The following is a 12279-nucleotide window of genomic DNA, read 5'->3' on the forward strand; positions in this document are numbered from 1 at the left end:
TCGTCCTCTTGGCGCCTCGCGCGCACCGGCGCGGGGCAACGGGACGCCTATAGTCCTGATGGGGCGGGGCGAAGTCAATTGCAGGTGTTACCGAGTTGTTACTGGCGTTACCGCCATGGTCACGGTTACTTACAGGCGTTCCAGGCCCTCGAACGGGCAGGCTTCAAGCAGTTCCTGGAGCGGGCGGCCGTCAGGCAATTGCAGGTCTGCAGCCAGTTCTGCCAAGGGGTAGAGGACGAACGGCCGGGCGTGCATGTGGTAGTGCGGCACCTTGAGCCTGGGCTCGTCGAGCAGACGCTGACCGAATAATAGAATGTCCAGGTCCAGCGTGCGCGGGCCCCAGCGCTGCGCTTTGCGCTGCCGGCCCTGGTTCAGCTCGATGGCTTGCAGGGCGTCGAGCAGTTGCAGTGGCGTGAGCTCGGTATCCAGCGCCGCCACGGCATTCACATAGCGCGGCTGCTCGGGCGGCCCCAGCGGGTCGCTGGCATAGAAGGACGACACGTCCAGCAGGTGCGATTGCGGTAGCTGCGCCAGCGCATCGAGGGCGGCGCGCAATTGCTCGAGCGGCTCGGCCAGGTTGCTGCCCAGGCCGATATACACCCGCTCCATCATTCGCTCGCTGGGGTGGGCGCGCCGTCGGTGCGCGGGCCACGCTTGCGGTTGCCGCCGCGTCGGCGTTTGCGTGGTGCTGCGCCGCTTTCTTCCGGGTTGCTGCTGAGGTCGCGGATCATGCCGCGGCGTTCGCTGTCGCTGCAGTCCTGGTAATCCGTCCACCAGTCGCCCAGGCCGCCGGTTTCCTCGCCTGCGCTTTCACGCAGCAGGAGGAAGTCGTAACCGGCACGGAAGCGCGGATTTTCCAGCAGCAGGTCGGCGCGTTTGCCGCTGCGGCGTGGCAGGCGCTCCTGCATGTCCCAGATTTCGCGGATCGGCATGGTGAAGCGTTTCGGCACGGCAATCCGCTGGCACTGCTCGCTGATCAGTTCATGGGCGGCTTCCTGCATGGCCGGGATCGGTGGCATGCCACGCGCCTGCAATTGCGCCACGCGCGCGGGTAGCGCGGGCCAGAGCAGGGCGGCGAAGAGGAAGGCCGGGGTTACCGGTTTGCCTTGCTGGATACGCAAATCGGTGTTGGCCAGCGCCTGGCTGATCAGGCTGTGGGCATAGTCGGGGTTGCGCTTGAGTGCGGCGGCACTGGCCGGGAACAGCGGTTCGAACAGGTTGTATTCGAGCAGCAACTCGAAGGTGTGTTCGGCGTAGCCGGCGAGAAACAGCTTGAGCACTTCATCGAACAGGCGCGCGGAGGGGATTTCCCGCAGCATCGCGGCCAGGCGCGGAATCGGTGCGGCGCTGTGCTTCTCGATGTCGAAGTCCAGCTTGGCGGCGAAGCGCACGGCACGCAGCATGCGTACCGGGTCTTCCTGGTAGCGCTGCTCGGGATCGCCAATCAGGCGGATCAGGCGGTTATGGATGTCGTGCATGCCGCGGGCGTAATCGAGGATGCGCTCGCTGGTCACGTCGTAGTACAGCGCATTGATGGTGAAGTCGCGACGCTGGGCGTCGTCCTCCAGGCTGCCGTAGACATTGTCACGCAGGATGCGGCCGCTCTCGTTACGCGAAGACAGGTTGCTGTCTTCGTCGTCGTCGCTTTGCGGATGGTTGGCACGGAAGGTCGCGACTTCGATGATCTCGCGGCCGAAATGCACATGCACCAACTTGAAGCGTCGACCGATCACCCGCGCATTGCGGAACTCGGCCCGCACTTGCTCGGGCGTGGCGCTGGTGGCGACGTCGAAATCCTTCGGGTCGATGTCCAGCAGCAGGTCGCGCACGCAGCCGCCGACCAGGTAGGCTTGGTAGCCGGCTTTTTGCAGGCGCTCGACGATGCTGACCGCGTAGCGGCTGATCTGCCCACGGCGCAATGGATGCTGGCGCTCGGTCAGCACTTCAGGGGTGCTGCGCTGATGTTTGGCGCGGCGCAGAGGGGAGCGTAAAGACTGGAACAGCTTTTTCAGCATGGGATGCACTGTTTGACGGAATGGTCGGCCAGAATAGGAAATGACCGCATGATAGGCGCGGATTCTAGCATTGAGTCGGGGGATGGTGTAGGAAGCTGCGAATGACTGCCAAAGCTGGGGTTGTAAATGCTTTGGAGGGTAAAGCTACTGGGGGAGCCGAGGCTCCCCCCCAAGTAGGTGCGTGCTTTATTTTTATTATTATGTCGGGCTTGTTGTTTTTGTTTGTTGACCCGTTCCGTCGGCCTAGTGGCTTCAGGAAAAACCCCCAATTTGGGAGTCAATAGCAAACGGATTGCTTTGGATGCTGATGTAGCCATGATCATTTGATCCAACCAGTTCAGGCTCTGCCTTGAGGCAGTCTTGTTGTTCTCGGCCTGGTCGTGGGGCAAGCCCCAAAGGCAATTCCTCTCCAAAAGAATCAGTTAGCTGCGCCTCCCGCGGTATTGTTTTTATTGTGCTGGAGTCGGTACGTCTTATTTTTGTTGTCCTGAACAGTGCTTGTTATTGTTGTTGTACTAAACATATAGCAGGAGCCGTGCCAGTTTTTGTGAGTCCTTTAAAAACAAGGGCTTGAGCGATTTGTGGGGTGGCTGGCAGGCATAAAAAAGCCGGGTTCTCGTTACCATAAGACCCGGCTTTTGTTACGAGATGTTGAGGGGGTAACAGTGTGCGGGGCGAAAATTTCGCGCGCCCGTCACCCCTGTTACGCGTCAGCTACCGACCACCGCTCCGGTTTTGCGGCGCGGGATGCCCAGGCGTTGACGCCGCTCCCACAGGCACTTGCGGCTGATGCCGAGTTTGCGCGCCAGCTCGGTTTCGGTCATGTGGTCCTGATGCTCGAGGACGAAGTGCTGGAAGTAGTCCTCCAGGGACAGGTCTTCCGTCGGCTCGTGAGCGTTGCTGCTGTTGTGCAGCAGGGGCGCGCCGCCGAGGAAGTCGTCATCTTCCAGGTCGTCCAGTTCGATATCGATGCCCAGCAGCTCGGCGGAAATCTCTGAGCCCTCGCAGAGAATGACTGCGCGTTCGATGGCGTTTTCCAGCTCGCGGACGTTGCCTGGCCAAGGGTAATGGCGGATGGCCTGGTCTGCGTCATGGGCGAAGCGCAGGTCGCTGCGGCCTTGGCGTGCGGATTGGCGGGCGAGAAACAGTCCGGCGATTTCGCTGACGTCGGCGCCGCGCTCGCGCAGGGCCGGCAGTTTTAGGGCGATGACGTGCAGGCGGTAGAACAGGTCCTCACGAAACTGCCCGGTCTTGGCCAGGGTTTTCAGGTCGCGGTGGGTGGCGGCGATCAAGCGTACATCGACCTTTTGCGATTGCACTGAGCCGACGCGGCGAATCTCGCCTTCCTGCAGCACGCGCAGCAGGCGGGCCTGGGCTTCCAGCGGCAGCTCGCCGATCTCATCGAGGAACAAGGTGCCGCCATCAGCGGCTTCCACCAGCCCGGCTCGCCCGGCGCTGGCGCCGGTGAAGGCGCCTTTTTCGTGGCCGAACAGTTCAGACTCGATCAGCGATTCCGGAATCGCCGCGCAGTTGACCGAGATCATCGGTGCCTTGGCACGCCTGGATAGATTGTGCAGGGCACGCGCGACCAGTTCCTTGCCGGTGCCGGACTCGCCCTGGATCAGCACGGTCGAGTCGGTTGGCGCGACCTTGCGAATCTTGCTGTACAGCTCCTGCATCGAGGTGCAGGAGCCGATGATGCCGATCTCGCCGTTGCTGTTGTTCGCGGCTTTGTCGGCGCCGCGACTGCTGGTGGCGGTGCTGCGTTCGCTCGGCGTGTTCTTCGCGTCCAGGCGATCACGCAGGATGCGGGCTACCGCTTGGAGCATTTCGTCGTGGTCGAAGGGCTTGGCGATGTAGTCCACCGCGCCCATTTTCATCGAGTCCACCGCCGAGCGCAGGCTGGCGTAGCTGGTCATGATCAGCACCGGGGTGCCTTGGCCGAGCTTGATCAGTTCGGTACCAGGGGCGCCGGGCAGGCGCAAGTCGCTGACGATCAAGTCGAAGCTGGGGATGCTGAACCGCTCTTGCGCTTCCTGTACCGAGCCAGCTTCGCTGACTTCGTATTGGTTGCGCTCTAACAGACGGCGCAGGGCCGAGCGGATGATGGTCTCGTCTTCGACGATCAGAATATGTGGCATTAATTCAGCTCTCTCGACGGTCTCTGGTCACTGCGGACGTCGCTTCGACATGCCGCGGTAAAGTTACCCGAATACGGGTGCCGCGCTGGCGCTCGGGATCGGCCGGGCTGTCGATGGTGATTTGCCCATAATGCTCTTCCACGATTGAATAGACCAGTGCGAGGCCCAGGCCCGTCCCTTCGCCTGGGTCCTTGGTGGTGAAGAAAGGCTCGAACAGGCGATCCATGATGGCCTTCGGAATGCCCGTGCCTTCGTCTTCGACTATCAGGTCGACGGTATGCTCGCTGGCCTCGCTCTTGACCCGGATGGCACCGCCAGGCGGCGAGGCATCGCGGGCGTTCGAGAGCAGGTTGATCAGTACTTGCGCCAGGCGCTGCGGGTCGCCTTCGGCCCAGTGCTCGGGGTCGCAGAGGTTGAAGAAGTGTACCTCGATACTGCGTCGATTGAGCGACAGCAAGCCGATGGCATCTTGCGCCACTTCGGCCAGGCACACCGGCTCCTCGGCCTGTTGGTGGGCGCCGGCATGGGCGAAACTCATCAGCGATTGGACGATGCGTGAAACGCGCTTGGTCTGCTCGATGATCTGGCTGCTGATCTCGCTCAGCTCGCCGTCACCCTCGCGCTCCTCGCGCAGGTTCTGCGCCAGGCAAGCGATGCCGGTGATCGGGTTGCCGATCTCATGGGCGACCCCGGCAGCCAGGCGGCCGATGCTGGCCAGGCGCTCGGAGTGCACCAGTTTGTCTTCCAGCATCTGGGTCTCCGTGAGGTCTTCGACCAGCAGCACCAAGCCGGTGTTACCCGGCGCCAGCGGTTCGTCGATGGCGGCCTTGTGCAGGTTGAGCCAGCGGATCTGGCCGTCGAGCGCCAGGCGTTGTTTGTGCAGGTGCTCGTCCGGCAGGTTGATGAAACCTTCCAGTAGGTTTTTCCACGGCTCGCCGATGGCCGACAGGCGCGAACCGACCACGCGTAGCGCGGCGATTCCGGTCAAATCCTCCATGGCGCGGTTCCACATAAGGATTTCCTGGTCCTTGGCCAGCGAACACACGCCCATCGGCAGTTCCTGCAGGGTTTGCCGGTGGTAGCGGCGCAGCGCGTCCAGCTCAGCGGCCAGGCCGGTGAGGCGCGAGTGGTAATCCTCCAGGCGGCTCTCGATGAAGTGGATGTCTTCGGTCACGTAGCTTTCGCTGCCGGATTTATAGGGCAGGAAGGTTTCTACGATGTCCTGGGCCACGCTCGGCCCCATTAGGCCGGAGAGATTGGCCTCGATGCGGTCGCGCAGGCGGCGCAGGGCATAGGGGCGGTTCTCGTCGAAGGGCAGGTGCAGGTCGCGCAAGGCCTGTTCGACTTCGCGCTGCGCGGTTTTCGCTCCGAGCGGTTTGGCCAACTGGGTGGCGAACTCCTGCGGCGACACCGCCAGCAGTTCGCGCCGCTGCGGGCGCCGTACGTTATCCACGGCGCAGGCCTCGGCGGCGCTGACTTCTTCAGGGCTGGCTTCGGTGAACAGCGAAACCAGGGTGAAGACCAGCACGTTTGCTGCCAGCGAGGCAATCGCTGCCAGGTGCCAGCTGGTGTCGTCGAGCACGTAGATGACATTGAACAGCGGCAGGTAGATGCCCTGCAGGTTGCCGATCAGCGGCAGCAGCATGCTGGTCAGCCATACGGCAATCCCGGTCAACAGGCCGGCGATGAAGCCGCGGCGGTTGGCGGTTGGCCAATACAGCACGGAGAGCACGCCGGGGAGGAACTGCAGGGTGGCGACGAAGGCGACTATGCCGAGGTTGGCCAGATCCTGCTCGGCGCCGAGCAGCAGGTAGAAGCCGTAACCGGCGGCGATGATGGCAATGATCAGCGCGCGGCGCGTCCACTTCAGCCAGCGATAGATATTGCCTTCGGCGGGCGGTTGATACAGCGGCAGCACCAGGTGGTTGAGGGCCATGCCGGAGAGCGCCAGGGTGGTGACGATGATCAGTCCGCTGGACGCCGACAAGCCGCCGACATAGGCGAGCAGGGCCAGGGTGTCGTTGTTCACCGCGATACCGATGCCCAGGGTGAAGTATTCCGGGTTGGTGGTGGCGCCGAGCTTCAGCCCGGCCCAGAGGATCAGCGGCACCGACAGGCTGATCAGCAGCAGGAACAGCGGTAGCCCCCAGCTGGCGCTGACCATGGCGCGCGGGTTGAGGTTCTCGGTGAAGGTCATGTGGTACATGTGCGGCATGACGATGGCGGAGGCGAAGAACACCAGCAGCAGGGTCCGCCAGGGGCCTTCCTGCAGCGGCGTGTGCAGGGCGGCGAGGGTCGCCTGGTTCTGCAGCAGCCAGAGTTCCAGCTCATGGGGGCCGCCGAACACGCCATAGAGCGCATAGAGGCCGATGCTGCCGAGGGCCACCAGCTTGACCACCGACTCGAAGGCGATGGCGAAGACCAGGCCTTCGTTTTTGCCACGGGTGGCGATATGTCGCGCCCCGAACAAAATGGTGAATAGCGTGATCAGTGCGCAATAGCTCAGGGCCACCCGCGCATGCACCGGCTCGCGGGTGAGGATGCCGATGGAGTCGGCCACCGCCTGGAACTGCAGCGCCAGTAGCGGCAGAACGCCGATCAGCATGAACAGTGTGGTCAGCGCGCCGGCCCAGGTGCTGCGAAAGCGAAAGGCGAACAGGTCGGCCAGTGACGAGAGTTGATAGGTGCGGGTAATGCGCAGGATCGGGTAGAGCAGTACCGGGGCCAGCAGGAACGCACCGGACACCCCGAGGTAGCTGGCGAGGAAACCGAAACCGTACTGATAGGCCAGGCCCACGGTGCCATAAAACGCCCAGGCACTGGCATACACCCCGAGGGAAAGGGTATAGGTCAGCGGGTGCGAGATTATCCAGCGCGGGATCAACCCGCGCTCACTGACCCAGGCGACGCCAAACAGCACCAACAGGTAGGCGGCGCTGATCAGAATCAGCTGACTTAGGCTAAAGCTCGTCAGCATCACGTTGGCTCTGCAGGATAAAGGTCACCACGATAAGGATCAGCCACAGCAGGTACGGGCGGTACCAGGCCCCGGTAGGGTCGATCCACCAGTCCATGATGGCGGGGGAGAAGAGATAGATCCCGACCACCAGAAGTAAGACCAATCGGTAGATGTACATGCCGTGTCTCATGTCGGAAGTGCGGCGATGTTAACGGAAGCGCGCTGGAAGCTGGAAGTATTGGCGCCAGTCAGGTGGGTAAATCGTGCCAAATGATCGGCCTGCAGCCTCCGGCCGTCAGTACAACTGCGCCTCGGCCAGGGTGCGGCTGCGTGGAATGCGGCTGGCGTCCCAGTGCTGGATGCCCCAGTTCAGCAGCTCATGGGGGCGGGCGTCACGCAACTCGGCGGGCACGCTTTGGCCAAGGCTGTGCAGGGCGCGGATCAGCAGCGGTGCGGCCTGGTCGGCGGGCAGTGGCGGCGAGCGGTAGCTCTTGCCGAGCTTGTGGCCGTCCGGCTGGATGATCAGCGGGACATGCAGATAACGCGGTTGTGGCAGGCCGAGCAGTTCCTGCAGATAGAGTTGTCGCGGGGTTGAGTCGAGCAGATCGGCACCGCGTACCACATCGGTCACCCCTTGCCAGGCGTCGTCGAGCACCACCGCCAGTTGATAGGCGTAGAGCCCGTCGCGGCGGCGGATCACGAAGTCGCCGACCTCGCGACCGAGGTGCTGGCGAAGCTCACCTTGCACGCGATCGGTAAAGCGATACTCCAGCTCTGGTACGCGCAGGCGGATGGCCGCGTTGTGCCGGGCGTGCCCGGCATTGCGGCAGGAGCCGGGGTAGATGCCCTGATGTGCTTCCAGCTGCTTGCGCGAGCAGGTGCAGGCGTAAGCCAGGCCTTGGCTGAACAGGCGCTCGAGTACCGTGGCGTAGGCGGCATGCCGCTGGCTTTGACGGATCAGCTCGCCGTCCCACTCGAAACCGTAACTTTCCAGGGTCTTGAGGATGGCTGTCTGTGCGCCCGGCACTTCGCGTGGCGGATCAAGATCCTCCATGCGCAGCAGCCAGGTGCCGCCACAGGCTTTGGCATCCAGATAGGACGCCAGTGCCGCGACCAGTGAGCCGAAGTGCAGGTAACCGCTGGGAGTCGGGGCGAAGCGCCCGATATAGGAAGTATTCATGCGCTAGAAATGAAGCGGGGCGCCGAGCAGGCTGTGTGAAAACTACAGAGCTCGGTTATACGGCGTTAAAAACAGGCGCTAAATGCTCATTTACAACTCGTAAACTGCGCTTTCTCGCCTGTTGTTGCCTTGCCTAACCTTCGCTCGCTACGTTTTCACAGGCCTGCAAAGCGCCCCGTTCTCAGATCAGGAACCGATCTGCTTTTCTTTGATTTCCGCCAAGGTCTTGCAGTCGATGCACAACGTGGCGGTTGGGCGGGCTTCCAGCCGGCGGATGCCGATCTCGACGCCGCAGGAGTTGCACCAGCCGTAATCGTTGTCTTCGATCAGCTGCAGGGTTTCGTCGATCTTTTTGATCAGCTTGCGTTCACGGTCGCGCGCACGCAGTTCCAGGCTGAACTCTTCTTCCTGGCTCGCACGGTCGGCCGGGTCCGGGAAGTTGGCAGCTTCGTCCTGCATGTGATGCACAGTCCGGTCGACTTCCTGCATCAGCTCCAGTTTCCACTTTTGCAGAATGCCGGTGAAGTGAGCGCGCATGGGATCGCTCATGTATTCCTCACCCTTTACTTCTTTATAGGGTTCGAAACCACGATTCAGTGGGTCGTTCTTTGCTTTTGCTTTGGTGGGCATGGATGACCGCCTCTTAATCTCTCTAATCCACTGCGCAGGATACTGTCCATTGCCGTCATTTTGCCGGCCCTGCGGCTGCAAGCGGGCGAACTTACCAGATCGTCCCCGGCCGCGCCACTCCCGGTTGTCATGCATGCTGCTGTTTAGCCAACTGGTTGGGTAGAATCACCGCCTTAACTTACATAAAGGAAGGCTGATGACTCCGTCCTACAGTGCTCGCAGCCGCGCGATAGAGCCCTTTCATGTGATGGCGCTGCTGGCTCGGGCCAATCAGTTGCAGGCCGATGGCCATGATGTCATCCACCTGGAAATCGGCGAGCCGGACTTCACCACCGCCGCGCCGATCATCGCCGCAGGCCAGGCCGCGCTGGCCGACGGGCATACCCGCTACACCGCGGCGCGCGGGCTGCCGGCGCTGCGTGAAGCCATCGCCGGCTTCTACGCGCAACGCTACCGCTTAAGCATAGACCCCGAACGCATCCTGATTACTCCCGGCGGTTCCGGCGCTTTGTTGCTGGCCACCAGCCTGTTGGTCGATCCCGGCAAGCACTGGTTGCTGGCCGATCCGGGTTATCCCTGCAACCGGCATTTCCTGCGCCTGGTTGAAGGCGCCGCGCAGCTGGTGCCGGTGGGGCCCGATGTGCGTTACCAACTGACCCCGGAGCTGGTCGAGCGTTATTGGGATCACGACAGTGTCGGTGCGCTGGTCGCCTCGCCCGCCAACCCGACCGGCACCTTGCTCTCGCGCGATGAACTGGCGGCACTCTCCCAGGCGCTGAAAGCGCGCGGCGGCCATCTGGTGGTGGATGAGATCTATCACGGCCTGACCTATGGCGTGGAGGCGGCCAGCGTGCTGGAAGTGGATGACGAGGCATTCGTCCTCAACAGCTTCTCCAAGTATTTCGGCATGACCGGTTGGCGCCTCGGCTGGCTGGTGGCACCGCCGGCGGCGGTGCCTGAGTTGGAAAAGCTGGCGCAGAACCTCTATATCAGCGCTTCGAGCATGGCCCAGCATGCGGGGCTGGCCTGCTTCGAGCCCGCCACCCTGGCGATCCTCGAAGAGCGCCGTGGGGAGTTTGCCCGGCGTCGCGACTTCCTGCTGCCGGCCTTGCGTGAGCTGGGCTTCGGTATCGCGGTCGAGCCGGAAGGCGCTTTCTATCTATATGCCGACATCAGTGCTTTCGGCGGCGATGCTTTTGCCTTCTGCCGGCACTTTCTGGAAACCGAACATGTGGCCTTTACCCCGGGTCTGGATTTCGGCCGTTACCAGGCCGCTCATCACGTGCGTTTCGCCTACACCCAGAGCCTGCCGCGGCTGCAGGAGGCGGTCGAACGAATTGCCCGCGGCCTGAAAAGCTGGCAAGCCTGATGCGCTTTGTTCCGGCGTTGGAGCAAGGCCGGCTGTTGCGCCGCTATAAGCGTTTCCTTGCCGATATCGAAACCAGCAGCGGTGAGCCGTTGACCATCCACTGCCCGAATACCGGCTCGATGCTCAATTGCATGGTCGAAGGCGGCGCAGTCTGGTTCAGCCGCTCGAATGACCCCAAGCGCAAGCTGCCGGGCACTTGGGAGCTGAGCGAAACGCCGCAGGGGAGGTTGGCCTGCGTGAATACCGCGCGGGCCAACCCCTTGGTCGAGGAAGCCCTGAACGCTGGGGTAATCGCCGAACTGGCCGGTTTCACGGCACTCAGGCGCGAAGTGGCATACGGCCAGGAAAACAGCCGCATCGATTTCCGCCTGGAGTACCCGGGCGGCCAGGCCTTTGTCGAAGTGAAGAGCGTTACCCTCGGCTTCGAGGGTTCAGCGATTGCGGCATTCCCGGATGCGCGTACCGAACGCGGCGCCAAGCACCTGCGTGAACTGGCGACCCTGGCGCGTCAGGGCGTGCGCGCGGTGCAATTGTATTGCGTGAACCTGTCGGGGGTCGAGGCGCTGCGCCCGGCGGCGGAAATCGACCCGGCGTACGCTGCCGCGTTACGCGAAGCGCAGGCGGCGGGCGTCGAAGTGCTGGCTTATGCGGCAGAGCTATCGCCGCAGGCGATACGTCTGACGCGGCGGCTTGAGGTGCAGCTCCAGGGTTGCTAAAGGCTCAGGCCGGCAGTTCGACCCAGATACCGGCGGCATCCTCACGGCAGGCGATGGGGCTAAGCGTTTGCCCGGCGCAGGGGCCGGCGACGCATTCCCCGCTGTCGATCAGAAAGAGTGCGCCGTGGGTGGCGCATTGGATCAGGCTGGCGCTGTGGTCGAGGAATTGATCCTCCAGCCATTCCAGCGGCACCCCGCGGTGCGGGCAGCGATTCTGGTAGGCATACACCTGGCCGTCCTTGCGCACCGCCATGAGTTTCAGTCCCGTCAGTGAAAAGCCCCGGCTCTGGCCTTCAGCCAGATAGTCCGGGGCGCAGAGAAATGTCATGGTCGCCTCCACGTGAGCGGCGGATTATCCCGCTCCCGAGGCCTGGGCGAAAGTCAGATTTCCCAGATCAGGTTGATCGCCGCGTGGCGACCGGGTTGCGAGTAGCGGCTGATGCCCGGATTGAGCGAGGTCAGGCCGCGCACATCGCCCCACTGCCAGTACTCCTTGTCGGTCAGGTTGAACAGGCCGGCGTTGAGCGAAAACTCATCGGTGACCTGCCACCAGCCATTGAGGCCCAGCAGGCCGTAGCCGGACGGCTCGTACTGATTGACGGTCTGGGTCTCGTCCAGCCGCTCCTTGGCCGCCACCAGCGTCCGGCTCAGGTCGCCGCCGTAGCGGCTGTGGGCGTCGTCGAGCAGGTAGGTCGCACCGAGTTTCGGCGAGATGGCCGAGTCGCAGAAGTCGCAGGGGCTGGCATCCGTCGCCTGGCTGTCTTGGTAGCTGAGCAGGGTTTGCAGCCGGTCGGCCAGTGCGCCGTCGAACTGCAGGCTGTTGTTGAGCGAGTAGCGCTCGCGGTCGACGCTATCCCTGGCGTCCTGGGGGCGGATGGTGGCACTGGGGCGGTAAGTGCTCAGCACCTTGGTGTCGACTTCATCCTGGTAGCGTTCGTAGGTCAGTTGCAGACGCGCGCCTTTGGCGTAGTCCCAGCCGATCTTGCCCAGCAAGCTGTCGGTGCTGTAGTCGAGCGGGTTGGCCTCCTCGCGGGTGCTGCTCAAGCAGAACCCGGTGTTGGCCGCGACCCGCGCGGCGCGTGCCGACCGTTTGCTGGTGCTGGACCCGACCCTGCTGGTCGGTGGCCTGGGCCCGCGGATTCCCGATGAGCTGGCAGTGCTGAGCGCAGCCTTCTATCCTGCCGCGCAAGCCCTGACCGTTGAAGCCAAACCACAACCATGAATTCTGTCGTCAAACCGCGCTCACTGTTTATCGCACTGGGCTTGTTG

General features: G+C 63.0%; 11 protein-coding genes and 1 pseudogene. 3 read left to right on the forward strand and 9 right to left on the reverse strand.

Annotated elements, in window-relative coordinates:
- Positions 1-129 precede the first annotated feature (129 nt).
- The 7 genes from folK to dksA all read right to left on the reverse strand — a co-directional run bounded on the left by folK (position 130) and on the right by dksA (position 8925).
- Entirely contained in the window at positions 130-612 is a 483-nt protein-coding gene (gene folK, locus AC3IYG_RS04580) for a 2-amino-4-hydroxy-6-hydroxymethyldihydropteridine diphosphokinase (protein ID WP_489312567.1), read from the reverse strand.
- A complete protein-coding gene (locus AC3IYG_RS04585) occupies positions 609-2015 on the reverse strand; it encodes a polynucleotide adenylyltransferase PcnB (RefSeq protein ID WP_489312568.1) in 1407 nt (468 codons plus the stop codon). The genes folK and AC3IYG_RS04585 overlap by 4 nt, the downstream gene beginning before the upstream one ends.
- Before the next feature lie 710 nt (positions 2016-2725).
- Positions 2726-4156, reverse strand: a complete 1431-nt coding sequence (locus AC3IYG_RS04590) for a sigma-54-dependent transcriptional regulator (RefSeq protein WP_489312569.1) — start codon at positions 4154-4156, stop codon at positions 2726-2728.
- A 4-nt stretch (positions 4157-4160) separates the two neighbouring features.
- Entirely contained in the window at positions 4161-7133 is a 2973-nt protein-coding gene (locus tag AC3IYG_RS04595; RefSeq protein WP_489312571.1) for a sensor histidine kinase, read from the reverse strand.
- A complete protein-coding gene (locus AC3IYG_RS04600; protein ID WP_010796831.1) occupies positions 7117-7293 on the reverse strand; it encodes a hypothetical protein in 177 nt (58 codons plus the stop codon). The genes AC3IYG_RS04595 and AC3IYG_RS04600 overlap by 17 nt, the downstream gene beginning before the upstream one ends.
- 117 nt (positions 7294-7410) lie before the next feature.
- Positions 7411-8295 carry a tRNA glutamyl-Q(34) synthetase GluQRS gene (gene gluQRS, locus AC3IYG_RS04605; protein ID WP_489312572.1) on the reverse strand — a complete coding sequence of 295 codons (885 nt, stop codon included), beginning with the start codon at positions 8293-8295 and terminating at the stop codon, positions 7411-7413.
- 186 nt (positions 8296-8481) lie between these two features.
- Complete coding sequence (gene dksA, locus AC3IYG_RS04610; RefSeq protein WP_489312573.1) at positions 8482-8925, reverse strand: RNA polymerase-binding protein DksA; 444 nt, start codon at positions 8923-8925, stop codon at positions 8482-8484.
- Between the two features lie 196 nt (positions 8926-9121).
- Between dksA and AC3IYG_RS04615 the strand changes: the two genes are divergently transcribed.
- A complete protein-coding gene (locus AC3IYG_RS04615) occupies positions 9122-10294 on the forward strand; it encodes a pyridoxal phosphate-dependent aminotransferase (protein WP_489312574.1) in 1173 nt (390 codons plus the stop codon).
- Positions 10294-11010: a DNA/RNA nuclease SfsA gene (gene sfsA, locus AC3IYG_RS04620; protein WP_489312575.1), complete on the forward strand. Its 717-nt coding sequence runs from the start codon at positions 10294-10296 to the stop codon at positions 11008-11010. Before AC3IYG_RS04615 ends, sfsA begins: the two co-directional genes overlap by 1 nt.
- A 4-nt stretch (positions 11011-11014) precedes the next feature.
- Here the strand turns inward: sfsA and AC3IYG_RS04625 are convergent, their stop codons facing one another.
- Together AC3IYG_RS04625 and AC3IYG_RS04630 are read right to left on the reverse strand one after the other, a co-directional pair.
- Positions 11015-11338: a Rieske (2Fe-2S) protein gene (locus AC3IYG_RS04625; protein ID WP_489312576.1), complete on the reverse strand. Its 324-nt coding sequence runs from the start codon at positions 11336-11338 to the stop codon at positions 11015-11017.
- A gap of 53 nt (positions 11339-11391) precedes the next feature.
- Positions 11392-12054: a hypothetical protein gene (locus AC3IYG_RS04630; protein WP_489312578.1), complete on the reverse strand. Its 663-nt coding sequence runs from the start codon at positions 12052-12054 to the stop codon at positions 11392-11394.
- Here AC3IYG_RS04630 and AC3IYG_RS04635 point away from each other — a divergent pair.
- Positions 12026-12232: pseudogene (locus tag AC3IYG_RS04635) on the forward strand (hemin ABC transporter substrate-binding protein); the annotation flags it as partial. The gene AC3IYG_RS04630 and the pseudogene AC3IYG_RS04635 overlap by 29 nt on opposite strands.
- Positions 12233-12279: the final 47 nt, after the last annotated feature.

The organism is Pseudomonas sp. KH_027, assembly GCF_057838565.1.